The organism is Geitlerinema sp. PCC 7407, from assembly GCF_000317045.1.
Lineage (GTDB): Bacteria > Cyanobacteriota > Cyanobacteriia > PCC-7407 > PCC-7407 > PCC-7407.
Genome location: NC_019703.1, coordinates 947,475 through 968,774 on the forward strand (window position 1 = coordinate 947,475; position 21,300 = coordinate 968,774).

The 21,300-nt window shown below is 53.9% G+C and carries 33 protein-coding genes; 31 read left to right on the forward strand and 2 right to left on the reverse strand.

What is annotated here, in order from left to right:
* Nucleotides 1-101 precede the first annotated feature (101 nt).
* A complete protein-coding gene (locus GEI7407_RS04005; RefSeq protein ID WP_015170847.1) occupies nt 102-554 on the reverse strand; it encodes an NAD(P)H-quinone oxidoreductase subunit N in 453 nt (150 codons plus the stop codon).
* 1,046 nt (nt 555-1,600) lie between these two features.
* Between GEI7407_RS04005 and rplC the strand changes: the two genes are divergently transcribed.
* The 31 genes from rplC to prfA all read left to right on the forward strand — a co-directional run bounded on the left by rplC (nt 1,601) and on the right by prfA (nt 19,033).
* Nucleotides 1,601-2,239, forward strand: coding sequence for a 50S ribosomal protein L3 (rplC, locus tag GEI7407_RS04015; RefSeq protein WP_015170848.1), 639 nt, complete (start codon nt 1,601-1,603; stop codon nt 2,237-2,239).
* 68 nt (nt 2,240-2,307) lie between these two features.
* On the forward strand, nt 2,308-2,940 hold the full coding sequence (rplD, locus tag GEI7407_RS04020) for a 50S ribosomal protein L4 (protein WP_015170849.1): 633 nt from the start codon (nt 2,308-2,310) through the stop codon (nt 2,938-2,940).
* A complete protein-coding gene (locus tag GEI7407_RS04025; protein ID WP_015170850.1) occupies nt 2,933-3,235 on the forward strand; it encodes a 50S ribosomal protein L23 in 303 nt (100 codons plus the stop codon). Before rplD ends, GEI7407_RS04025 begins: the two co-directional genes overlap by 8 nt.
* Nucleotides 3,236-3,295: 60 nt before the next feature.
* Entirely contained in the window at nt 3,296-4,159 is an 864-nt protein-coding gene (gene rplB / locus GEI7407_RS19860) for a 50S ribosomal protein L2 (protein ID WP_015170851.1), read from the forward strand.
* Nucleotides 4,160-4,243: 84 nt separating this feature from the next.
* Nucleotides 4,244-4,522 carry a 30S ribosomal protein S19 gene (gene rpsS, locus GEI7407_RS04040; protein ID WP_015170852.1) on the forward strand — a complete coding sequence of 93 codons (279 nt, stop codon included), beginning with the start codon at nt 4,244-4,246 and terminating at the stop codon, nt 4,520-4,522.
* 74 nt (nt 4,523-4,596) lie between these two features.
* Complete coding sequence (gene rplV, locus GEI7407_RS04045; RefSeq protein ID WP_015170853.1) at nt 4,597-4,956, forward strand: 50S ribosomal protein L22; 360 nt, start codon at nt 4,597-4,599, stop codon at nt 4,954-4,956.
* Nucleotides 4,957-5,039: 83 nt separating this feature from the next.
* The gene (gene rpsC, locus GEI7407_RS04050; RefSeq protein ID WP_015170854.1) at nt 5,040-5,774 is read left to right on the forward strand and encodes a 30S ribosomal protein S3; all 735 of its coding nucleotides are present in this window, start codon (nt 5,040-5,042) and stop codon (nt 5,772-5,774) included.
* 65 nt (nt 5,775-5,839) lie between these two features.
* A complete protein-coding gene (rplP, locus tag GEI7407_RS04055) occupies nt 5,840-6,259 on the forward strand; it encodes a 50S ribosomal protein L16 (protein ID WP_015170855.1) in 420 nt (139 codons plus the stop codon).
* A 3-nt stretch (nt 6,260-6,262) separates the two neighbouring features.
* Nucleotides 6,263-6,490, forward strand: a complete 228-nt coding sequence (gene rpmC / locus GEI7407_RS04060; protein ID WP_015170856.1) for a 50S ribosomal protein L29 — start codon at nt 6,263-6,265, stop codon at nt 6,488-6,490.
* Between the two features lie 6 nt (nt 6,491-6,496).
* Nucleotides 6,497-6,748 (forward strand): 30S ribosomal protein S17, encoded by a 252-nt coding sequence (gene rpsQ, locus GEI7407_RS04065; protein ID WP_015170857.1) that lies wholly within the window; start codon nt 6,497-6,499, stop codon nt 6,746-6,748.
* Nucleotides 6,749-6,766: 18 nt separating this feature from the next.
* Nucleotides 6,767-7,132 carry a 50S ribosomal protein L14 gene (gene rplN / locus GEI7407_RS04070; RefSeq protein WP_015170858.1) on the forward strand — a complete coding sequence of 122 codons (366 nt, stop codon included), beginning with the start codon at nt 6,767-6,769 and terminating at the stop codon, nt 7,130-7,132.
* Nucleotides 7,133-7,477, forward strand: a complete 345-nt coding sequence (rplX, locus tag GEI7407_RS04075) for a 50S ribosomal protein L24 (protein WP_015170859.1) — start codon at nt 7,133-7,135, stop codon at nt 7,475-7,477.
* 85 nt (nt 7,478-7,562) lie between these two features.
* On the forward strand, nt 7,563-8,111 hold the full coding sequence (gene rplE, locus GEI7407_RS04080) for a 50S ribosomal protein L5 (RefSeq protein ID WP_015170860.1): 549 nt from the start codon (nt 7,563-7,565) through the stop codon (nt 8,109-8,111).
* Between the two features lie 23 nt (nt 8,112-8,134).
* Entirely contained in the window at nt 8,135-8,536 is a 402-nt protein-coding gene (gene rpsH, locus GEI7407_RS04085; RefSeq protein WP_015170861.1) for a 30S ribosomal protein S8, read from the forward strand.
* Nucleotides 8,537-8,616: 80 nt separating this feature from the next.
* Nucleotides 8,617-9,156: a 50S ribosomal protein L6 gene (rplF, locus tag GEI7407_RS04090; RefSeq protein ID WP_015170862.1), complete on the forward strand. Its 540-nt coding sequence runs from the start codon at nt 8,617-8,619 to the stop codon at nt 9,154-9,156.
* A 3-nt stretch (nt 9,157-9,159) separates the two neighbouring features.
* Nucleotides 9,160-9,522, forward strand: a complete 363-nt coding sequence (rplR, locus tag GEI7407_RS04095) for a 50S ribosomal protein L18 (protein WP_015170863.1) — start codon at nt 9,160-9,162, stop codon at nt 9,520-9,522.
* A 31-nt stretch (nt 9,523-9,553) separates the two neighbouring features.
* Nucleotides 9,554-10,078 (forward strand): 30S ribosomal protein S5, encoded by a 525-nt coding sequence (gene rpsE, locus GEI7407_RS04100; RefSeq protein ID WP_041268676.1) that lies wholly within the window; start codon nt 9,554-9,556, stop codon nt 10,076-10,078.
* A 48-nt stretch (nt 10,079-10,126) separates the two neighbouring features.
* Nucleotides 10,127-10,573: a 50S ribosomal protein L15 gene (rplO, locus tag GEI7407_RS04105; protein ID WP_015170865.1), complete on the forward strand. Its 447-nt coding sequence runs from the start codon at nt 10,127-10,129 to the stop codon at nt 10,571-10,573.
* A gap of 119 nt (nt 10,574-10,692) precedes the next feature.
* On the forward strand, nt 10,693-12,018 hold the full coding sequence (gene secY / locus GEI7407_RS04110) for a preprotein translocase subunit SecY (protein ID WP_015170866.1): 1,326 nt from the start codon (nt 10,693-10,695) through the stop codon (nt 12,016-12,018).
* On the forward strand, nt 12,018-12,584 hold the full coding sequence (locus GEI7407_RS04115) for an adenylate kinase (protein ID WP_015170867.1): 567 nt from the start codon (nt 12,018-12,020) through the stop codon (nt 12,582-12,584). Before secY ends, GEI7407_RS04115 begins: the two co-directional genes overlap by 1 nt.
* Nucleotides 12,585-12,715: 131 nt before the next feature.
* Nucleotides 12,716-12,940 carry a translation initiation factor IF-1 gene (gene infA, locus GEI7407_RS04120; protein ID WP_006276978.1) on the forward strand — a complete coding sequence of 75 codons (225 nt, stop codon included), beginning with the start codon at nt 12,716-12,718 and terminating at the stop codon, nt 12,938-12,940.
* A gap of 92 nt (nt 12,941-13,032) precedes the next feature.
* The gene (gene rpmJ, locus GEI7407_RS19865; protein WP_071782548.1) at nt 13,033-13,146 is read left to right on the forward strand and encodes a 50S ribosomal protein L36; all 114 of its coding nucleotides are present in this window, start codon (nt 13,033-13,035) and stop codon (nt 13,144-13,146) included.
* Nucleotides 13,147-13,269: 123 nt separating this feature from the next.
* The gene (gene rpsM / locus GEI7407_RS04125) at nt 13,270-13,650 is read left to right on the forward strand and encodes a 30S ribosomal protein S13 (protein ID WP_015170868.1); all 381 of its coding nucleotides are present in this window, start codon (nt 13,270-13,272) and stop codon (nt 13,648-13,650) included.
* Between the two features lie 87 nt (nt 13,651-13,737).
* The gene (gene rpsK / locus GEI7407_RS04130) at nt 13,738-14,130 is read left to right on the forward strand and encodes a 30S ribosomal protein S11 (RefSeq protein ID WP_015170869.1); all 393 of its coding nucleotides are present in this window, start codon (nt 13,738-13,740) and stop codon (nt 14,128-14,130) included.
* Nucleotides 14,131-14,264: 134 nt separating this feature from the next.
* A complete protein-coding gene (locus tag GEI7407_RS04135; RefSeq protein WP_015170870.1) occupies nt 14,265-15,212 on the forward strand; it encodes a DNA-directed RNA polymerase subunit alpha in 948 nt (315 codons plus the stop codon).
* 86 nt (nt 15,213-15,298) lie between these two features.
* Entirely contained in the window at nt 15,299-15,649 is a 351-nt protein-coding gene (rplQ, locus tag GEI7407_RS04140) for a 50S ribosomal protein L17 (protein ID WP_015170871.1), read from the forward strand.
* Nucleotides 15,650-15,670: 21 nt separating this feature from the next.
* Nucleotides 15,671-16,537: a tRNA pseudouridine(38-40) synthase TruA gene (gene truA / locus GEI7407_RS19870; protein ID WP_015170872.1), complete on the forward strand. Its 867-nt coding sequence runs from the start codon at nt 15,671-15,673 to the stop codon at nt 16,535-16,537.
* Between the two features lie 55 nt (nt 16,538-16,592).
* Nucleotides 16,593-17,048 (forward strand): 50S ribosomal protein L13, encoded by a 456-nt coding sequence (gene rplM / locus GEI7407_RS04145; RefSeq protein WP_015170873.1) that lies wholly within the window; start codon nt 16,593-16,595, stop codon nt 17,046-17,048.
* A complete protein-coding gene (gene rpsI / locus GEI7407_RS04150) occupies nt 17,048-17,461 on the forward strand; it encodes a 30S ribosomal protein S9 (protein WP_015170874.1) in 414 nt (137 codons plus the stop codon). Before rplM ends, rpsI begins: the two co-directional genes overlap by 1 nt.
* Before the next feature lie 90 nt (nt 17,462-17,551).
* Nucleotides 17,552-17,794 carry a 50S ribosomal protein L31 gene (gene rpmE / locus GEI7407_RS04155; RefSeq protein WP_015170875.1) on the forward strand — a complete coding sequence of 81 codons (243 nt, stop codon included), beginning with the start codon at nt 17,552-17,554 and terminating at the stop codon, nt 17,792-17,794.
* Between the two features lie 132 nt (nt 17,795-17,926).
* Nucleotides 17,927-19,033, forward strand: coding sequence for a peptide chain release factor 1 (prfA, locus tag GEI7407_RS04160; protein ID WP_015170876.1), 1,107 nt, complete (start codon nt 17,927-17,929; stop codon nt 19,031-19,033).
* A gap of 15 nt (nt 19,034-19,048) precedes the next feature.
* On the opposite strand, the gene GEI7407_RS04165 is transcribed toward prfA, so the two are convergent.
* Nucleotides 19,049-21,298, reverse strand: a complete 2,250-nt coding sequence (locus GEI7407_RS04165) for a PAS domain S-box protein (protein ID WP_190274171.1) — start codon at nt 21,296-21,298, stop codon at nt 19,049-19,051.
* Nucleotides 21,299-21,300 lie beyond the last annotated feature (2 nt).

Below are 21,300 nucleotides of genomic sequence, written 5' to 3' on the forward strand. Positions count from 1 at the left end.
GTTGGTTTTTCGTCCCTTCTGAGTCCATCCACCCGAAGCCATCGCTTCGCTAGGATCGAGCCCCTCGGCTTCTCCGCTCTAGTACTCACTGAGACCGTTTGCTAGGCTGCTGCCACATCTTGCAGCGACTTCCACTTGAAGGTGCGATCGCCCCCCATCTCCACCACGACCTTCAGCTTCGGATTTTGCTGGGTCAGCGAGATCAAGTACTCCAGCTCTTGGCGGGACAACACCGTTCCCTCCAAGAGCCACAGCACCAGCCCCTTCGTATTGGCAGGCAGGTGCTCCAAGTGGTACTCCAGCAGCGGCAGAATATACTGCGTCCGAATCTCCTTTTTCCCCAGGTGAGGCGGCCGAACGCCGTGAATTCCCATCAAAAAGCTCGCTGGATCTCCCAGACCGCGGGACGTCAGCTGAACCATGCTATATCCCGCAGCCCGCACCCGCCGACGATACCGTCCCTCGGCACCACCCTCTAGTGGAGCGTAGACGCCCAAAGCGCCCGCTTGCTCTAGGTTCTTGATGAACTGTCTGCCCGTCGTCAACAGTGCCATAGGCTCGCCTTCCTCAACTGCTAAACGCTCTTGTAAATCCCTTGGGTCACAGTTTTTCAGTGATCTCATTGCAGCCAAGGATCAGTGCCAAGCTGCATGCCCCAAAACAGGCCCAAATGGCACGCTAATCCTGCTGTAAGGCCCACTGTCACGTAACCCGTAGACGTTATCAATCTTAACCCGCTCCGCAGCCCTGCCAAACCGAAGCTTAGATCCTCCCCTAGCTTTCTCCAAAATCTCATTTATCTGCCCCGCCTCCATGCCGTACACTGAGACTCTGTGCTTCTTCCGTAAGGTTCAGTTTGTTTGGACAAATAAAATTCTGGCCGCCAAACTGCTCTAGACAACGTTACGCAAATTGTTTATAGTGTTTCATTGTCGCCAAAATCGGGTTGCGAAGTTCCTCCCAACGAAAGAGATCTCTTGAAACCAAGATTTCTCAAGCATTAACAGGCGATCGCTCACTGCAAAACAGAACAGTATAGTGAGCGCCGACGGCAGGGGAACTTAGCTGGAGTTGAGGCCAATTAACGAAAAGAAACGATCACCGTTTCCCAACGTTAATCTTCTACTTCCAGGCAAAGTCTAAGCCAAGGATACTGAGCAGGCTGCTGCTCAAGTCCCTTTAGACAAGACGCAGTAATGACAGGCCAGCTGCCCAACTTACAGGAAAGGCAGCTTCTCGAAGATGCAGCCTCACTAGCGCAACAGGTTCGTTGATTCCTAGGCGGCGATCGCTTGCAAAAGCCCGCTCGACCTTAGCTTCAACTCGCAGATTGCTGAGGCCCTGTCTTCGCCAGCCTGTTTGTGGAGTTGAAAACCCCCAACCTGAACCGTTCAGTCGACTCAGGAGAAGGGACCTCAACACGAGAGCCAAGCGGCCTTGCCGCCTGGTAATCCATCCAGATCAAGCCCTTGTGGCTGACAGTTTGTCAACCTGTACTCCAATGCTGGTTGGCTCAAAACTGTGGGGCTGGGTTTCGCTGACAATCAGCAACTAAAACCCAGCGCTTTTGTAGTGTGTATGAAAAGGGAGACCAGTTGCCGTGTCCGTCGGTATTCTCGGGACCAAACTTGGCATGACCCAAGTCTTTGACGAAGCAGGAAGAGCGATTCCTGTGACCGTTATTCAGGCCGGTCCTTGCATTGTTACGCAAGTCAAAACCAAAGAAACGGATGGCTATAACGCCATCCAGCTTGGCTACAACGAAGTCAAGGAAAAAGCACTGTCTAAGCCTGAACTGGGCCACCTCAAAAAAGCAGAAGCGCCAGCTCTGCGTCATTTGAAAGAGTATCGTGCTGACGACTCCAGCCAGTTCCAACTCGGCCAGTCTCTTGGGGCAGACACCTTCTCCGCTGGACAAATTGTTGACGTGACCGGTACCAGCATCGGTAAAGGCTTTGCCGGCTACCAAAAGCGTCACAACTTCAAGCGAGGCCCCATGGCCCACGGTTCTAAGAACCACCGTCTGCCCGGTTCCACCGGTGCAGGTACGACCCCTGGACGCGTCTACCCCGGTAAGCGCATGGCGGGTCGTCTCGGCGGTTCCCAAGTGACAATCAAAAAGCTCACCGTGGTGCGAGTTGACGCTGAGCGCAACCTGATTCTCATTCAAGGCGCTGTGCCCGGTAAGACCGGCGCGCTGCTGAGCATTGCACCGGCGAAATTGGTCGGTCGCGCCTAGACAGGCTGTATGTAGCGCCTCTCTCAGCATTGGCGTCAAAAAAGAGGCTACAGGACAGGGTATTAAAGATGGTTAATTGCGTAGTTCGAGACTGGCAAGGACAAGAAGTTGGGCAAGCCTCGCTAGATCTCAAAGTTGCAAAAGAAGAAACAGCAGCCCACATCGTTCACCGCGCCCTTGTGCGTCAAATGGCAAATGCCCGTCAAGGCACTGCTTCCACCAAGACCCGCGCTGAAGTGAGCGGTGGTGGTCGCAAGCCCTGGCGTCAAAAAGGGACTGGTCGCGCCCGCGCCGGTTCTAACCGTTCTCCCCTCTGGCGGGGCGGCGGCGTGATCTTTGGACCCAAGCCCAGAGATTACAGCGTCAAGATGAACCGCAAAGAGCGCCGACTGGCTCTGCGGACTGCCTTCCAAAGCCGCTCTGAAGACCTGATCGTGGTCGAAGAGTTTGCAGATAAGCTGGCTCAGCCCAAGACCAAGGAACTCATGTCGGCGATCGCTCGCTGGGGCGTTGGCGCTGACTCCAAAGTTCTCTTGATCGTCTCCGAGCGAAACGAGACCGTTTATCTGTCGGCTCGAAACGTTGCGAACCTCAAGCTCATTTCCGCAACGAATCTGAATGTTTTTGACTTGCTGGCCGCCGACAAGATCGTCACCACGACCACGGCCCTAGCAAAAATCCAGGAGGTATACGGTGAGTAAGTTCGAAGCACGTGACTATGCAGACATTGTGCGCCGTCCCATCGTCACTGAAAAAGCCGTGCGCCTACTGGAAAACAACCAGTACACCTTCGAAGTGATGCCCAAGGCCACAAAGCCTGAAATCAAAGCCGCGATTGAAAGCCTGTTTAGCGTGAAAGTGACCGGGATCAGCACCCAGCGTCCTCCCCGCAAACAGCGTCGAGTCGGCCGCTTTGTGGGCCATCGTGCTCAGTGCAAGCGCGCCATTGTCACCCTGGCAGAAGGCGACTCCATCACGTTGTTCCCAGAAGTCTAAGCACCCCATTGAGTGCTTTCTCTGACAACGGTTTAGCAGTGCAGTCAACGAGATTGAGTTATGGGCATCCGTATTTACCGGCCATATACCCCTGGCACCCGTGAGCGGTCTGACGCTGACTTCAGCGAAATCACACGTAGCGAGCCTGAAAAGTCGCTAACTCGTTCCGTTCACCGCCCCAAAGGACGCAACAACCGAGGTGTTATCACCTGCCGCCACCGCGGCGGTGGCCACAAGCGTCTGTACCGTGTCATTGATTTCCGTCGCGACAAGCGCTCTGTGCCTGCGAAGGTTGCCTCGATCGAATACGATCCCAACCGCAACGCACGCATCGCCTTGCTCCATTACCTCGACGGCGAAAAGCGCTACATCCTGCATCCCAACAACTTGGCAGTCGGCACCGTCATTCAGTCGGGCCCCGACTCTCCCATTGAAATTGGTAATGCTCTTCCCCTCGCCAATATCCCCCTGGGTACCAGCGTCCACAACGTGGAGCTAGTGCCGGGTAAGGGTGGCCAAATTGTTCGCGCTGCTGGTGCTTCTGCCCAGGTAGTCGCGAAAGAGGGTGACTTTGTCTTGGTGAAGCTCCCTTCTGGAGAAGTTCGCCGAATCCGCCGGGACTGCTACGCCACCATTGGCCAAGTGGGCAATGCTGACGTTCGTAATACCAGCTTCGGTAAGGCTGGACGCAAGCGCTGGAAAGGACGTCGTCCGGAAGTTCGCGGTAGCGTCATGAACCCTGTCGATCACCCCCACGGTGGTGGTGAAGGTCGCGCTCCTATCGGTCGTAGCGGCCCTGTTACGCCTTGGGGTAAGCCTGCTTTGGGCTACAAGACCCGCAAGAAGAAAAAGCAGAGCGACAGCCTCATCGTTCGCCGTCGTCGCCGCTCTTCCAAGCGCGGTCGTGGTGGTCGCGATTCTTAGGGCACTTGACTGCCGGTCATTCTGTATTCGGCCAGTCGCCGAAGCTGTTGTAACGATTGCAAAAACCAGTGGGTTAGCAAAGTCATGTCTCGTTCCTTGAAAAAAGGCCCTTTTGTCGCAGATCATTTGATGCGAAAAATTGAGGCCATGAACGCTAAGGGAGATAAGCAGGTTATCAAGACCTGGTCCCGTGCCTCGACCATCATCCCCAACATGATTGGTCACACGATCGCGGTTCACAATGGCCGTCAGCATGTGCCGGTTTACGTGACCGAGCAGATGGTAGGACACAAGCTTGGTGAGTTTGCCCCGACCCGTACGTTCCGGGGTCACGCCAAGAGTGACAAGAAAGCTCGTCGATAGAAAACGACAGGCCATCAGCCGGGTCCGCAAAGGTTTCGTTGGCTCGCATTTGCTGATAGCTGAAGGAGAAGTTTATGGCTGTTGATACAAGAACAGAAGTTAAAGCGATCGCTCGGTACATTCGCATGTCACCGAGAAAGGTGCGGCGGGTCCTGGACCAAATTCGGGGACGTTCTTACCGGGAAGCATTGATCATTTTGGAGTTCATGCCTTACCGGGCGTGTGAACCCATCTTGAAGGTGCTGCGCTCTGCGGTTGCCAATGCTGAACACAACGAAGGCCTTGACCCGGCGTCGTTGTTCGTCAGCAAGGCCTTTGCTGATCAGGGACCGACGCTGAAGCGCTTCCGCCCCAGAGCGCAAGGACGGGCTTATCAAATTCGCCGTCCGACCTGCCACGTCACCGTTGTGGTGAGTCCTGGGGAAAAGGCCTAGCGTCCGGTGTGAATCGCGCAAGGTTTAGCTAGCAGCTTTCTAACCCATACTCTTTCATTGCTTGTATACGAGAGGACTCATCCGTGGGACAAAAGATTCATCCAACTGGTTTCCGTCTCGGCGTTACTAAAGAGCACCGTTCTCGCTGGTTTGCCGACTTTGACCGCTATCCTGAGCTTCTGCAAGAAGACTCCAAGATTCGGTCTTATGTCCAGAAAAACCTCAGCAATGCGGGAATCTCTGAAGTTCGCATCGAGCGGAAAGCTGACCAAATCGATCTAGAAGTTAGAACGGCTCGTCCCGGCGTTGTTGTGGGTCGTGGCGGCAGCGGTATCGAAAATCTGCGTACCGGCCTCCAGGATCTTCTTCATAATGGCGATCGCCAAATTCGCATCAACGTCGTTGAAGTAGCGCGCGTCGATGCAGATGCTGCCCTCATCTCTGAGTACATTGCTCAGCAGCTTGAGCGCCGGGTTTCTTTCCGCCGCGTCGTTCGTCAAGCCATGCAGCGTGCCCAGCGAGCTGGTGTACAAGGCATCAAGGTCCAGGTGAGCGGCCGTCTGAATGGGGCTGAAATCGCTCGGACCGAGTGGACTCGCGAAGGTCGCGTGCCCCTGCATACCCTACGGGCTGACATCGACTACGCCTACTGCACTGCCCAAACTACCTACGGTGTCTTGGGTATCAAAACCTGGGTCTTCAAAGGCGAAATTATTCCTGGCCAAGAAGAAGTTGCAGCGCCGCCCAGCAATCAGCCGCGTCGTCGCCAATCGCAGCGCCGTCGCCAACAGTTTGAAGATCGTTCCAACGATAACTAACTGTTTGCGGCTCTCAAGTTGCTGCCTCCAGGAAGAAACGTTATAGCCACAACTTGTGATTAGTCATGTTAAGTCCAAGACGAACTAAATTCCGCAAACAGCAGCGCGGACGTATGCGGGGTCAAGCAACCCGTGGCAACGAGCTGAACTTCGGCGATTTCGCACTGCAAGCCCTTGAGCCTGCCTGGATCACCTCCCGCCAAATCGAGGCTAGCCGACGTGCGATGACCCGCTACATCCGTCGGGGCGGCAAAATCTGGATCCGCGTGTTTCCGGATAAGCCTGTCACGATGCGTCCCGCAGAAACCCGGATGGGTTCTGGTAAGGGTAACCCAGAATTTTGGGTAGCGGTTGTCAAGCCCGGCCGGATTCTCTTTGAGATTGGGGGTGTACCTGAAGCGACTGCTCGCGAGGCTATGCGTCTTGCTTCCTTCAAGTTGCCCATCAAAACCAAGTTTCTTGCGCGTGAAGTGGAGCAGTCGTAAACTATGCCTCTTTCCAAAATTAGCGAATTCACCCAGCTAAGCGATCAAGAGCTCGCTGATGAGATTGTTGCTGTCAAGCGTCAGCTGTTTGAACTCAGAATGCAGGTGGCAACTCGCCAAGAGGTCAAGCCTCATCTGTTTAAGCATGCACGCCACCGCTTGTCTCAACTGATGACGGTTGAGCATGAGCGCCAGCTAAAGGCGACAACCCCCAGTTCATCCGAGGAGTAAAGTCCAATGGCAACCAAAGAGAGAGTGGGGCTGGTTATCAGCGACAAGATGGATAAAACCGTTGTGGTGGCGGTCGAAAACCGAGCTCCCCACCCCAAATACGGCAAGATTGTCGTCAAGACCAAGCACTACAAGGCACACGATGAGGAAAATCGTTGCCGCACGGGCGATCGCGTCCGCATTTCCGAAACACGTCCCCTGAGCCGCACCAAGCGCTGGATCGTGACGGACATCATTACCACTGCCACCAACGTATAAGGCGGAGGAAAGGTAACTGTGATTCAGCAAGAAACTTACTTGAATGTTGCCGACAATAGCGGCGCTCGAAAGCTGATGTGCATTCGCGTGCTGGGCGGCAACCGTCGCTACGCTGGCGTTGGCGATGTCATTATTGCCGTTGTTAAGGACGCCATCCCCAACATGGCGATCAAGAAGTCTGACGTTGTGCGAGCGGTGATCGTTCGGACTCGCAAGGGTCTGCGTCGCGACAGCGGTATGAGCATCCGCTTTGATGACAACGCCGCCGTGATCATCAACGCAGACGGTAACCCGAAAGGGACGCGTGTTTTCGGTCCTGTAGCCCGTGAGCTGCGCGACAAAAACTTCACCAAGATTGTATCTTTGGCTCCGGAGGTTCTCTAAATGGCAGATAAGCGCCAAAATCGTCCGGCTTCCATGCATGTCAAGAAAGGTGACACGGTCCAAGTCATTTCTGGCAAGGACAAAGGCACGGTTGGGGAAGTTTTAAAAGCAATTCCCCAAGAAGGCAAGGTCATTGTGAAGGGCGTCAACATTCGCACGAAGCATGTCAAGCCTCGCCAGGAGGGTGAATCCGGTCAAATCGTTACCCAAGAAGCCCCGATCTACAGCTCTAAAGTGATGCTGTACTCCACCAAGCAAAAGGTTGCCAGCCGCATTGCGTACACCTTTACCGAGGACGGTCGCAAGGTGCGGATGCTGAAGAAAACCGGCGAAATCATTGACTAGCTTGCAGCTAGCCCTGATCGCTTGAGTGTTCTAGACACACCTTCAACCCCTGACAAAGACCAGGGATTCCACAGATCTAAAAACTATGACAGGTCAACGCATCAAAGAGCTCTACGAACAGACGGTCGTGCCTAAGCTTCAGGCACAGTTCGGTTACCAGAACATTCACCAAGTTCCTAAGGTGATCAAGGTGACGGTAAACCGAGGCCTTGGGGAGGCAGCACAAAATGCTAAGGCCCTGGAATCATCTCTGACTGAGATTGCAGTGATCACGGGTCAAAAGCCGGTGGTAACGCGCGCCAAACAGGCGATCGCAGGTTTCAAAATCCGCCAGGGTATGCCCATTGGTATCATGGTCACCCTCCGGCGTGAGCGTATGAACGCATTTCTCGATCGCCTCATCAACCTCGCCCTTCCCCGGATTCGAGACTTTCGAGGCGTTAGTCCCAAGAGCTTTGATGGTCGCGGCAACTACACCCTAGGTGTGCGGGAACAACTGATCTTCCCAGAAATCAGCTACGACGATATCGACCAAATTCGCGGTTTCGATATTTCCATTGTCACCACTGCAAACACCGATGAAGAGGGCCGCGCCTTATTAAAAGAATTAGGTATGCCCTTCCGGGATAACTGAGGCAGTTTCATAGAGAGAAGACTATGGCGGCTAACGATACGATTGCAGACATGCTGACGCGCATTCGCAACGCGAACCTCGCGCGTCACCAGACCACTGAAGTTCCGTCTACCAAGCTCACGCGCAGCATTGCGCAAGTGCTCAAGGACGAAGGCTTCATTGTTGATTTTGAAGAATCAGGCGACGAACCAAAGCGAAATCTGGTCATTTCGCTGAAATACAGAGGCAGAAATCGTCGTCCCATCATTACGGCCCTGAAGCGAGTCAGTAAGCCAGGTCTGCGGGTGTACTCAAACCGCAAAGAGCTGCCTCGCGTTTTGGGGGGCATTGGGATCGCGATTATTTCGACCTCCAGCGGCATCATGACTGACCGGGATGCCCGTAGACAAGGGCTCGGTGGTGAAGTCCTCTGTTATGTTTGGTAGCCGCACTGAAATTTTAATTGGCCAGGGTGTTGACCTCTGGTTTCGGATCGGCACCTCAAACAGTTAGGAGTAATTCAGTCATGTCTCGCATCGGAAAGCGTCCAATTAGTATCCCGGCTAAAGTAACCGTCTCGATCAGCGGTCAAAGCATCACCGTGAAAGGGCCGAAAGGTGAACTTTCGAGAACTTTCCCTGCTGGTGTTGTCTTTGAACAAGACGGAGAAACCATTCTGGTGAAGCGTCGGGACGAATCCCGAGTTGCCCGGGAGCGCCACGGACTCTGTCGGACCCTTCTGTCCAACATGGTGGAAGGTGTCTCCCAGGGGTTCCAAAAGCGTCTTGAGATCCAAGGTGTTGGTTATCGTGCCCAAGTCCAAGGCCGTAACTTAATTCTGAACGTCGGCTATAGCCACCAGGTCAATATTGAACCGCCTGAGGGTGTGCAGTTGGCCGTTGAGAACAACACCAACGTGATTGTTAGCGGTTTTGACAAAGAAGCGGTCGGCAACATCGCGGCCAGTATTCGAGCTGTGCGTCCGCCTGAGCCCTATAAGGGTAAGGGAATTCGCTATGCCGGTGAGGTGGTTCGACGTAAGGCTGGTAAAGCAGGGAAGAAGTAAGTCATGAAGATGAGTCGGAAAGAGTCGGTACGTCGCAGACATCAGCGCGTCCGACGGAAACTTTCAGGAACGGCAGAGCGCCCTCGTCTGGCTGTTTTCCGCTCCAATCAGCACATCTACGTTCAAGCGATCGACGATGTGCAGCAGCAAACCATTGCGTCAGCCTCCACTGTCGAACCGGCCCTGCGATCGCAGTTTGAGACTGGATCCACCTGCGAAGCCTCTGGCGTTGTTGGCAAATTGGTTGCAGAGCGCCTAATCGAAAAAGGCGTCAATCAAGTTGTCTTCGATCGCGGTGGTAACCTCTACCACGGACGCGTCAAAGCCCTGGCAGAGGCCGCTCGTGAAGCTGGGCTAGACTTCTAAACCTTGGCAGTTGAGAACGAGTAAGGAAAGCATTATGACGAATCGTCGTAAAAGCAACCGCAGCCGCGAAAAAGAAACCGATTGGCAAGAGCGTGTTGTTCAAATTCGCCGGGTGACCAAGGTTGTCAAAGGTGGTAAGAAGCTCAGCTTCCGCGCCATCGTGATTGTGGGCAACGAGCGTGGCCAGGTTGGCGTTGGTGTTGGTAAGGCCAGCGACGTGATTGGCGCTGTCCGCAAAGGCGTTGCTGATGGCAAGAAGCATCTCGTTGATGTGCCCCTCAGCAAGAGCAACTCTATCCCTCACCCCGTGAAAGGGGCTGCAGGTGGTGCAAAAGTCATGATGCGCCCTGCCGCTCCTGGTACCGGTGTAATTGCCGGTGGTGCTGTTCGAACCGTCCTCGAGTTGGCCGGCGTCCGCAACATCCTGGCAAAGCAGCTAGGATCAAGCAACCCGCTCAACAACGCTCGTGCAGCCGTTGATGCCCTGGCGACCCTGCGTACCTTCTCCGAAGTTGCGGAGGAGCGTGGAGTCTCCATCGAGAAGCTCTACATCTAAATAGCCCTCGCTATTTGACTTGTCCTGTCTAACTAAGAGTTCTTCATCATGAGATTGCAAGACGCTCAACCGCAAGAAGGCTCTCGCAAGCGCCGCCGCCGAGTGGGTCGAGGTATTTCTGCCGGCCAGGGTGCTAGCTGTGGTTTCGGTATGCGTGGTCAAAAGTCTCGTTCGGGTAGTGGTACCCGGCCTGGATTTGAAGGGGGTCAAATGCCCCTGTACCGCCGTATCCCCAAGCTGAAGCACTTTACGGTCATCAATCCCAAACAGTACACTACGATCAACGTCAGCCAACTTGCTTCTCTACCCGCAAATGCAGAAGTAACCCTGTCTTCCTTGCTGGAAGCGGGTATCTTGACGGCGACCAAAGGTCCCCTGAAGGTTCTTGGCAATGGTGACTTAGGGGTTGCTCTCAGAGTCCAGGCTGCTGCTTTTACCAAATCAGCACAGTCTAAAATCGAAGCTGCTGGCGGTAGCTGTGAAGTTGTTGCTTAAATAAAGCCGCTTCACCGCTGTGTCTGCACAAGCTAAACAATCGTTCCTCAGCAGAAGTAAGGTTCTGTTCTGTAATTCTTGCTTTTGCTGAGAGCAACAGTGGAGAAGGGATCTAAATCATGATCGTAGGTCGAGACAAAGCCCCAAGTGCTCAGGAAACATTTTTGCAGATGGCACAGGCAGCCGGCCTTAGAAGCCGTCTGCTTTTGACTATTGGATTATTGATTCTAGTGCGCCTTGGCATTTTCTTGCCGGTGCCTGGAATTGATCGAGCAGCCTTTTCTGCAGACCTCCAAAACAATAATTTTGGAGGTGTAATCGGTTTTCTGGATGTATTTGTCGGGGGTGGTCTCTCGACTCTTGGCATTTTTGCATTGGGTATTCTGCCCTACATTAACGCCTCGATTATTCTTCAGCTTCTAACGGCTGCTTTGCCAGCGCTAGAAGATCTGCAAAAGAATGAAGGGGAGGCAGGGCGACGAAAAATTTCTCAGATTACGCGCTACGTCGCGTTGGGCTGGGCCGTGCTGCAAAGTTTTGGCCTTTCAGCCTTTTTGCTGAGCCGCTATGCGGAGAACCCAGGCCCGATCTTTGTTGCGGAGTCTGTGATTGCGCTCTGTGCAGGCTCAATGTTTGTGATGTGGGTGGGTGAACTCATTACGGAGCAAGGCGTCGGGAATGGGGCATCATTGCTCATCTTCTTGAACATTGTGTCTTCTCTACCACGCTCTCTGGGCCAAACGATCGAGCTGGCGCAAAGTGGCGATCGCAGCACCGTTGGGGGGATCGTGATCCTTCTGCTGGTGTTTCTCGTCATGATTGTGGGCATCGTCTTCGTCCAAGAAGGGACGCGTCGAATTCCCATTGTCTCGGCTCGTCGCCAGGTAGGACGCCGCCTTTATCCCGAAAGCCGCAGCTATCTGCCTCTGCGCCTCAATCAGGGTGGCGTGATGCCCATCATTTTTGCATCTGCCGTTCTGATTTTGCCGGTGTCGCTGGCCAATAACTTCTTCCGGGGGAACGAGACGCTCAATCGAATCGCTCTTTCGCTGAGTCCCGGCGGCCCAATGCCTTGGCTCTACGTCTCCTTCTATCTGGTCCTGATTCTTTTCTTCAGTTACTTCTACGCCTCGCTGATTGTTAACCCAGTCGATATGGCCCAGAACCTGAAGAAAATGGGAGCCAGCATCCCTGGTATTCGCCCAGGTAAGGCCACAAGCGAATATGTTGAGCGAGTTCTAAACCGTCTGACTTTCCTGGGAGCCATCTTTTTGGGAATGGTGGCAATCATCCCTACGGCAGTCGAAAGTGCAACTCGGGTTCGCACTTTCCAGGGTTTAGGCGCGACTTCGTTGCTGATCCTAGTAGGCGTGGCAATTGACACTGCCAAACAAATTCAGACCTACGTGATCTCGCAACGGTATGAAGGAATGGTGAAACAGTAGTGACGAGACTAATTTTCTTGGGGCCTCCGGGCGCTGGTAAGGGTACTCAGGCGCAAATCCTGGCTGCCTCCTTTGAAGTTCCCCATATTTCGACCGGTGACTTGCTGCGAGCAGCCGTCTCTCAGGGAACTCCTTTGGGACAACAAGCCCAAGCCTACATGGACCAAGGGGAATTGGTACCAGACCAGCTCATTTTGGACATGATGAAGGAGCGCCTCACGCAAGCAGATGCTGCTTCCGGGTGGATTCTAGATGGCTTTCCGCGGAATGTGCCTCAGGCGATCGCCCTCGATCAAATGCTGGCTTCTCTAAATCAGCACTACGACTGCGTGGTGAACCTAGACACCCCTGATGATGTCTTGGTCCAGCGAATGCTCGCCCGCGGTCGTAAAGATGATGCTGAAGACGTCATCCGCCGACGCCTAGAGGTCTACCGTGAGCAAACAGCTCCCGTGATTGACTTCTACAGCGATCGCAACCTTATCCCCGTAAATGGGAATCAGCCATTAGACGCCGTGACGTCCTCCTTGAAGCAAGCGATCCAGGCCCCAAAGCAAATTGCCTAAAAAAGGTTGCTGAGAATTCGATAAGCTAAATTCATAAAGCGTCAAGGGGTAGCTGCGTTAGATTAGAGTCGACTATGCTGCCCCAGCTTTGTGACTAAATCAGCTGGCTTATTTCGTCAAAGGAGAAACCCTTGTCTAAACAAGACCTTATTGAAATGGAAGGAACCGTTACGGAATCCTTGCCTAACGCCATGTTTCGAGTGGATCTCGACAACGGCTTCAACGTCCTGGCGCATATCTCAGGCAAAATTCGCCGCAACTATATCAAAATTCTGCCCGGCGATCGCGTCAAAGTAGAGCTAACCCCCTACGACCTAACAAAAGGCAGAATCACCTACCGTTTGCGCAAAAAGTAAACCACTTCTCTTTGAGAATAATGCTTGGCTTCTTGCGCAAAAATATAAAAACTTGATATAATATCGGTTTTGTAGTATTGCCAAAGTAAGGCATGAAAGTACGAGCATCCGTTCGCAAAATTTGTGAGAAATGCCGCGTCATCCGGCGCCGCGGTCGCGTCATGGTCATCTGCTCGAACCCCAAGCACAAGCAGCGTCAGGGATAGAGCTCTTAACTTTGAAGGATAGACAAAGCCGTTAGTTGATAACCCTAATACTAACGAAGTCATCCTTCTTGCAGCCAGAATAGCCGCCTAGCATAAACGTTCATCAGTAGGGAGTAGAGAAGCGTGGCACGGATTGCTGGGGTCGACCTTCCTCGAGACAAGCGGGTCGAGATTGGTCTGACTTACATCTACGGAATTGGTCTGAGTCGTTCTCAGAAAATCTTGCAAGACACCGGAGTAAGTCCGGACACTCGCGTCAAAGATCTAAGCGATGCCGAAGTGGCCGCCCTGCGCGCTGCCATTGAGGAAGGCTACCAAGTTGAAGGGGATCTGCGACGCTGGGAAGCCATGAACATCAAGCGTCTCATGGACATTGGTACCTATCGTGGCCGTCGCCATCGCATGGGTCTACCAGTTCGGGGACAGAGAACCAGAACAAACGCCCGGACCCGTCGGGGTACCCGCAGAACGGTCGCTGGCAAGAAGAAAGCAACCAAGAAGTAAAGCTCTTAGCATCACTTCTGGCTAGCTAATTTCAGATTGTCACCAAGTGTCGGTGAGTTCTCCATAGAAGCGACAAAGAAAAGAGATATGGCGCGACAAACAAAAAAGACTGGAGCTAAAAAGCAAAAGCGCAATGTTCCTAGCGGCGTTGCCCACATCCAGTCCACCTTCAACAACACGATTGTAACCATCACCGCTCCGAATGGAGAGGTCATCTCCTGGGCCTCAGCTGGATCGAGTGGCTTCAAGGGTGCGAAAAAGGGAACTCCCTTTGCTGCCCAAACAGCCTCCGAGAGCGCTGCTCGCCGAGCAACTGACCAAGGGATGCGTCAAATCGAAGTCATGGTCAGCGGTCCCGGCGCAGGTCGAGAAACTGCAATCCGTGCCCTCCAGGGAGCAGGTTTGGAAATCACGCTCATCCGTGATGTAACCCCGATCCCCCACAACGGCTGCCGCCCTCCCAAGAGACGCCGCGTCTAGGAAAGCGCTCACCAGAGTGGTTTGCGAGTAGTCCACTGTCTCGTAGCCCACTTTGGCATTTAGCCTTTATCCGAAACCAAAAAACAAATTAAATCTAGGCGTTTCATCAACGTCAGCAGAAGGGAGGTAGCCCTGTGGCGCAATTTCAGGTTGAGTGTGTAGATTCCATTACGGAAGACAATCAAAGTCAATACAGCCGTTTTGTCCTTGAACCGCTAGAGCGCGGCCAAGGTACAACCGTAGGTAATGCTCTGCGGAGAGTATTGCTCTCGAACTTAGAGGGCGTCGCAATCACTGCAGTTCGCATTGCAGGCGTGAGCCACGAATTTGCGACTATTCAAGGCGTGAGAGAGGACGTACTAGACATCCTCCTCAACATGAAAAAGGTGGTTCTCAAAAGCTATTCATCTCAGCCTCAGATTGGTCGCCTAGTAGTGCAGGGACCTGCCACCGTAACGGCAGAGCAGTTTGAACTGCCTGCCGACGTTGAACTTGTAGACCCAGATCAATACATCGCGACCCTAGCCCCCAATGCGACTCTTGAAATGGAGTTTCGCATCGAGAAGGGCAAAGGCTACCGCTCTGTAGAGCGAAGCCGGGATGAAGCTACGTCGCTAGATTTCCTGCAAATCGATGCGGTTTTCATGCCGGTTCGCAAGGTGAACTACACCGTTGAAGATGCCCGCGTCGGTGGTTCTTTGGAAAAAGACCGCTTGATCATGGACATCTGGACCAACGGTAGTTTGACGCCTCAAGAAGCCCTCAGCCAGGCCGCTAACATTTTGGTTGACCTCTTCAATCCTCTCAAGGACATTACGTTCCCTGCGGACGAAGAAAGTCCTGAAGAAACTGAGGGTCCTGAAAGCCAAATTCCCATCGAGGAACTACAGCTCTCAGTGCGTGCTTACAACTGCTTGAAGCGTGCCCAGATTAACTCCGTAGCGGACTTGCTGGATTACTCCCAGGAAGACCTCTTGGAGATCAAGAATTTTGGCGCAAAGTCTGCTGAGGAAGTGATCCAGGCCTTGCAGGATCGCTTGGGAATTACGCTGCCCCAAGAAAAGTCTTCAAAGAGTAGTTAGAGGACTTGTCAAAAAAGGCGAGTAGAAAACAGCTGAATGTTTTCTACACGAGTAGCTGTGTAAAGTGTTCAGGTTGGTAAAGAATCATGCGTCACGGTTGTCGTGTTCCATTACTGAGTAAGCCCGCTGACCAGCGTCGCGCTCTCCTGCGATCGCTGACGACTGAGCTCATTCGCAACGGTCGGATCACGACCACGAAAGCTCGCGCCAAGGCCGTTCGGTCGGAAGCAGAAAAGATGATCTCCTTGGCAAAGGATGGCTCTTTGACGGCTCGCCGCCAAGCCTTGGGATACATCTATGACAAGAAGCTGGTCCATGCGCTTTTTGCTCAGGCAAAAGAGCGCTACGGCAATCGCAACGGCGGGTACACCCGCATTTTGCGAACAGTATCTCGTCGGGGTGACAATGCTGAAATGGCCATCATTGAGTTGGTCTAAAACCGGATTAATTCTGGAGTAATGACAGTGGTGAGCCAACCTCCAACTCAGCGAATTGCTTTGGTACTTCAGTATCTAGGAACTCGCTTTCACGGTTGGCAGTGGCAACCGCGTCAGAGAACAGTCCAGCAAGAACTGGAAGAAGCTATTCAGTCAGTGCTTGACTATCCGGTACGAGTACATGCGGCTGGACGCACGGATACGGGTGTTCACGCCGCGGCGCAGATCGTCCATTTTGATGCGAAAACGCTCATTCCTGCTCATCGATGGCGCGATGTCCTAAATGCTCGCCTGCCGGATGATATGTTGATCCGGGCGTCAGCTCAGGTTGATTCTCACTGGCACGCGCGCTTTTCAGCTACTTGGCGTCGCTATCGTTATACGCTGTATACGGATGCCTGCCCTAATTTGTTTGTTCGTTCTTTGGCCTGGCACTACTACCAAGCGCCTCTGGACGAATCTCGGATGCGGGCAGCCCTTGAGCCTCTAGTAGGTCGTCATCACCTTGCTGCTTTCCACCGAGCAGGTTCTAGTCGCCCTCATTCCTGGGTAGATGTTCAAGATGTGCTCTGCGATCGCGATGGACCTTTCATCTATATCGAGGTGCAGGCTAGCGGCTTTTTGTACGGAATGATGCGTCTGTTAGTTGGCATGCTAGTGGACGTGGGGCAGGGCGCTCTCTCTCCTGAAGATTTCACCGCCCTTTGGCAAGGCCAACGGCGGGACGAGGTAAAGTATGCAGCTCCTCCCCAAGGACTGTGTCTGCTGCGGGTTGGTTATCCGACATCGCCTTTTCCTCCGGAGACTTGGTACGACACTCAGCCGCATTTAGCCTTACCCCAGGCACCTGAGTCTCTAGAGTCTCTACTCTGTTTGCCCAGAGTCTAAATTAGTTGATTACTTGAGTTGACATTTCACACCGTCATCCGACATCTGGAGCGCTATGAACAAAACCTATCTACCCAATGTTGAGTCTCGTGTGGATCAGTGGCATGTCATCGATGCGACTGACCAACGCCTGGGACGCTTGGCCAGTGAAGTTGCAAAGATTTTGCGTGGCAAGCACAAGCCTGACTACACGCCTTCTATGGACACCGGTGATCACGTCATCGTGATCAATGCGGACAAGATCCAAGTGACTGGCCGCAAGCGGACGCAGAAGCTGTACCGCCGCCACTCCGGTCGCCCAGGCGGTATGAAAGTCGAGACCTTCGCAAAATTGCAGGCTCGTCTGCCTGAGCGCATCATTGAGCATGCTGTGAAAGGGATGCTGCCTAAGAACTCCTTGGGTCGTCAGCTCTTTACGAAGCTCAAGGTCTATGCGGGTGCTGAGCATCCTCACCAAGCACAGAAACCTCAAATTCTAGAGATTCAGACTGTTCCAGGAGGCAATAATTAATGCAAGCGACTGAACAAGCCGGACGGGCAATGTATTGGGGGACGGGACGCCGTAAGTCTTCTGTGGCGCGAGTTCGCCTTGTGCCTGGCAGTGGCCAGATTGTCATCAATGGTCGACCTGGAACTGAGTATCTCCAGTTCAACCCCTCCTATTTGGGTGTTGCAAAGGCACCGCTTGAGACCCTCGGTCTGGAAAATGAGTACGACATTCTGGTGAATGTTCGTGGCGGTGGTCTGACGGGTCAGGCTGATTCGATTCGCTTGGGCGTTGCTCGAGCGCTGTGCGAACTGGATCCTGAAAACCGCAAGCCTCTGAAAATTGAGGGCTACCTCACTCGGGATCCGCGCGCTAAAGAACGTAAGAAGTACGGTCTCCGCAAGGCTCGTAAGGCTCCTCAGTTCTCGAAGCGTTAATGGACTGGTCTATAGGGGGATTGTGTGCCCCCTCTAGATGGGTCGCAAAAATCGACACGAAACGTACCTGACAAGAGTTGAGATCAGTCAATGGCAAAGCCCAATATTCATCCGGAGTGGCACCCTGAGGCCAAAGTTTATTGCAACGGTGAGCTCGTGATGACGGTGGGATCAACCCAGCCTGAAATCCATGTGGATGTTTGGTCTGGTAATCACCCCTTCTATACGGGTACCCAGAAGATTATTGATACCGAAGGGCGTGTTGAACGCTTCTTGCGGAAGTACGGCATGATGGATGGTAGCCAGGCAGGTTCGGCAGCGTCTGAAAATTAGGTCTGGCGACAGGTTTTATGCTCTCAGTTGTGGCGAGTGGTGTTCTCAGTCTAGTGATATGAGACATCTTGGGCGGCTGAGAGCTTGCCGTATAAATTTTGATTTGCTGTTCCGATTGAGCGTCGCCGAGCTATGGCTGAGTCCTATCTGATCGAAAAACTCAATTCTGTGGAAACTACTTTCCACGAGCTGACTCGTCGTTTGGCCGATCCCGATATTGCGAGAGATCCGGATGAGTATCAGCGGGTGGCTAAGGCCCGTTCTTCGCTGGAGGAGACGGTCACGGCCTATGAGGAATGGAAGCAGACGCAAGAGGAGCTCGTTGGCGCTCGGCAGGTTTTGAAGGAGGCTTCTTCGGACCCAGAAATGCGCGAGATTGCGCAGGAGGAGGTCCGGCAATTGGATGCGCGCTTTGAGGAATTGGAGCAGCGCCTGAAGATTTTGTTGCTGCCTCGAGATCCCAATGATGAGAAGAACATCATGCTGGAGATCCGGGCAGGTACGGGAGGAGACGAAGCCTGCATTTGGGCTGGGGACTTGGTCCGAATGTATTCCCGATATGCGGAGGGTCAGGGCTGGCAGGTCAAGCTAGTCAGCGAGTCTCTGGCGGATATGGGCGGATTCAAGGAGGCGATCCTGGAGATTAAGGGCGATCGCGTCTACAGCAAGCTCAAGTATGAAGCTGGAGTCCACCGCGTGCAGCGGGTGCCGGTGACGGAGGCGGGCGGACGAGTCCACACCTCGACGGCGACGGCGGCGATCATGCCAGAGGTGGATGAGGTAGAGGTGGCGATCGATCCCAAGGATATTGAGCTGACGACGGCGCGATCGGGCGGCGCTGGAGGTCAGAACGTCAACAAGGTTGAGACGGCGGTTGACCTGTTCCACAAGCCGACGGGAATCCGGATTTTCTGTACGGAAGAGCGATCGCAGCTGCAAAACCGCGAGCGCGCGATGCAGATTTTGCGGGCCAAGCTGTACGAAATGAAGCTGCGGGAGCAGCAAGAGGCAGTGACCTCGATGCGGCGATCGCAGGTAGGAACGGGGGCACGCTCTGAAAAGATCCGCACCTACAACTACAAAGACAACCGCGTCACCGATCATCGCCTGGGACAAAACTACACGCTGACCTCTGTCCTAGAAGGGGATGTTGATCTGATTATTCAGGCGTGCATTAGCGCTGATCAGCAAGAGCAGCTGGCAGAGCTAGCTGAAAATAACTCCGCGATGTCTGTCTAGATTGGGATAGGTGTCTTAAGTCTGAAGCAGGGCTTCGCTGAGGGGCAGCGTGAACCAAAATTTGGTTCCCTGCCCTCGCTGACTTTCGACCCCAATTTCACCGCCGTGTGCTTTTATAATTTGTCGACAGAGATAAAGACCGAGGCCGATGCCGGTTAAGTGGCGGCTCTCGTGGCCCCGATAGTAGGGATTAAAAAGATTCGCGGCTTCCTCGGCGGAAAGGTTCATGCCGACGCCGTTGTCTGCAACGCTGCAGCGCAGCCGGTCTACTTCGGCGATCGCCCTGACCGAAACCTCGATGCCGGGCGGATTGTGCTTGAGGGCATTGGTCACCAAGTTGTCAAACACTCGCCAAAGCTGATGGCTGTCGGCGTCAATGAGCGGCAGGGTCGCTGGGACGAGGTTGACACAAGTAGCCTGATTTTTGGCGATGACTGGCTCTAAATCCTTCAAAATTGAGACAATCAGCTCGCCTAGCTGCACTGGCTCTGGTTGCAAAATGATCCCGGTTGCTTCGCTGGCGTGAACCTCTAGCAAAGAATTAATGAGTGTCAGCTGGCGATCGCTGCTTTGGACCATGCGCTCCAAAATGCTCCGAGAAACCCGCACGGTTTCCTGAAGCGCGGGCTTCTGGGCATCTGGCTCCTCGCTTTTGAGCAAATTCTTGAGAACCAGCAGCATTCCCATCACGGGCGTGCGCAGGTCGTGGGAAACCGCGTGCAGGAAAACATCCTTGAGTCGATTGACCTCCTGAAGCTCCTGCATCTTTTGCTGTAGCTGGGCGGTACGCTCTTCAACTTGGCGCTCTAGGCTGGCATTGAGCGTCTGAACCTGTTCGTAGAGCTGGGCTTGCTGAATAGCGATCGCCACCTGCGTGGCCAACTGCTGCAGCAGCGCAATTTCAGCAGGCTGCCACTGGCGAGGGCCTGTGCACTGGTGAGCGACGAGAAGTCCATAGAGCTGTCGCCCCAGCATGATCGAAACGCCGATCGCTGCCTTCACTGCATAGGTTTTCAAAAACTCTAGCCTGCCGGAACTGTTGGGCTCTAGCTCCAGTTCTTGCAAATCCTCCATCACATGCACAGGCTGATCCTGAAACAGGGCCTGAATTTCCTCCAAAATTGAATCCTCTGCCACAGCCTGCCCGAGGCAAGATTGCTGGCCAGGCACAACAGCCTCGGCGATCACCTGCCCTCGCATGTTGGACCCCAGATAACTGATCAAGACCCGGTCTGCCTGCAAAAACTTCTGAACTTCATCGACTGTCCGGTTGAGAATCTGCTCAAGATCAAGAGACTGGCGAATTCGGAGGGCGATTTCACCCAACAGCCGTTCCCGCTCGCTAGATAGCCGGATGGCCTCCTCCGCTCGCTTGCGCTCGGTGATGTTGTTGATCACCGACAGCAAACAGGATTGCCCTTCGACGTCGATGACCTCAGCTGAAAAGAGCCCGGTAATGCTTTCCTGAGTTCTGCGCACGCGAAACTCGCACTCTTGGTTGCGGACAGATCCTCGCTCGCGCAGCTGCTGAACAATCTGCTCCCGGTCTTCTGGGTTGGCCCACAGGTTCAGCTCGTTGGTGGTGAGCCCGATGACTTCTTCGCGCGTAAAGCCGGTGTTTTCGAGAAAGCTGTCGTTGACTTCGATGACCCGGCCTTCGTTGAGGGTGGTGATGGTGACTGAATCTGGACTGGCCCGAAAGGCTTTGGAAAACTTTTCCTCTGAGAGGCGCAGAGCGGCTTCGGCTTGCTTGCGCTCGGTGATGTCGATACCGCTGCCGATGATGTACTGGGGCGCGCGATCGCCGGGCCGCAAAACGGTGTTGGACCAAGCAATCAGCCGCCGCTGACCGTCCTTGGTTTGCCAGTAGCTCTCAAATTCGCTGGGAAAGTTGCCGGATTTTAGGGCCTCGAAAACGGCTTTGACAGGCTCGATTTCTTCAGGAACGAGAAACAAGTCCCAAAACGGAATGCCTTGCACCTCCGAAAAGCGATAGCCGGTGGTTTGTTCACAGGCTCGATTGAACCGGATAATGCGCCCATCTTGATCCAAAACAACAACCAGGGCACCAGCGGTTTCTAGGACGGCTGAGACAAAATTTCGCTCAGCTTGGAGCTCGGCGATCGACTGCTGTAGCCGACGAGAGATCCGCCGAAACGAGAAGAACATGCCGGCGATCGCGCCGCCAATGCCTGACAGGAGCAGCACCTCCCACAGCCGCCACAAAGTCCGCGTGTTGTCGACGGACAGTGCCTGAAGACTCATCG

Coding starts and splice junctions, on each gene's coding strand:
- GEI7407_RS04005 (WP_015170847.1), bottom strand. CDS start 554: ATGGCACTGTTGACGACGGGCAGACAGTTCATCAAGAACCTAGAGCAA.
- rplD (WP_015170849.1), top strand. CDS start 2,308: ATGGTTAATTGCGTAGTTCGAGACTGGCAAGGACAAGAAGTTGGGCAA.
- rplB (WP_015170851.1), top strand. CDS start 3,296: ATGGGCATCCGTATTTACCGGCCATATACCCCTGGCACCCGTGAGCGG.
- rpsS (WP_015170852.1), top strand. CDS start 4,244: ATGTCTCGTTCCTTGAAAAAAGGCCCTTTTGTCGCAGATCATTTGATG.
- rplV (WP_015170853.1), top strand. CDS start 4,597: ATGGCTGTTGATACAAGAACAGAAGTTAAAGCGATCGCTCGGTACATT.
- rplP (WP_015170855.1), top strand. CDS start 5,840: ATGTTAAGTCCAAGACGAACTAAATTCCGCAAACAGCAGCGCGGACGT.
- rpmC (WP_015170856.1), top strand. CDS start 6,263: ATGCCTCTTTCCAAAATTAGCGAATTCACCCAGCTAAGCGATCAAGAG.
- rpsQ (WP_015170857.1), top strand. CDS start 6,497: ATGGCAACCAAAGAGAGAGTGGGGCTGGTTATCAGCGACAAGATGGAT.
- rplX (WP_015170859.1), top strand. CDS start 7,133: ATGGCAGATAAGCGCCAAAATCGTCCGGCTTCCATGCATGTCAAGAAA.
- rplE (WP_015170860.1), top strand. CDS start 7,563: ATGACAGGTCAACGCATCAAAGAGCTCTACGAACAGACGGTCGTGCCT.
- rpsH (WP_015170861.1), top strand. CDS start 8,135: ATGGCGGCTAACGATACGATTGCAGACATGCTGACGCGCATTCGCAAC.
- rplF (WP_015170862.1), top strand. CDS start 8,617: ATGTCTCGCATCGGAAAGCGTCCAATTAGTATCCCGGCTAAAGTAACC.
- rplR (WP_015170863.1), top strand. CDS start 9,160: ATGAAGATGAGTCGGAAAGAGTCGGTACGTCGCAGACATCAGCGCGTC.
- rplO (WP_015170865.1), top strand. CDS start 10,127: ATGAGATTGCAAGACGCTCAACCGCAAGAAGGCTCTCGCAAGCGCCGC.
- secY (WP_015170866.1), top strand. CDS start 10,693: ATGATCGTAGGTCGAGACAAAGCCCCAAGTGCTCAGGAAACATTTTTG.
- rpmJ (WP_071782548.1), top strand. CDS start 13,033: ATGAAAGTACGAGCATCCGTTCGCAAAATTTGTGAGAAATGCCGCGTC.
- rpsK (WP_015170869.1), top strand. CDS start 13,738: ATGGCGCGACAAACAAAAAAGACTGGAGCTAAAAAGCAAAAGCGCAAT.
- rplQ (WP_015170871.1), top strand. CDS start 15,299: ATGCGTCACGGTTGTCGTGTTCCATTACTGAGTAAGCCCGCTGACCAG.
- truA (WP_015170872.1), top strand. CDS start 15,671: ATGACAGTGGTGAGCCAACCTCCAACTCAGCGAATTGCTTTGGTACTT.
- rplM (WP_015170873.1), top strand. CDS start 16,593: ATGAACAAAACCTATCTACCCAATGTTGAGTCTCGTGTGGATCAGTGG.
- rpsI (WP_015170874.1), top strand. CDS start 17,048: ATGCAAGCGACTGAACAAGCCGGACGGGCAATGTATTGGGGGACGGGA.
- rpmE (WP_015170875.1), top strand. CDS start 17,552: ATGGCAAAGCCCAATATTCATCCGGAGTGGCACCCTGAGGCCAAAGTT.
- prfA (WP_015170876.1), top strand. CDS start 17,927: ATGGCTGAGTCCTATCTGATCGAAAAACTCAATTCTGTGGAAACTACT.
- GEI7407_RS04165 (WP_190274171.1), bottom strand. CDS start 21,298: ATGAGTCTTCAGGCACTGTCCGTCGACAACACGCGGACTTTGTGGCGG.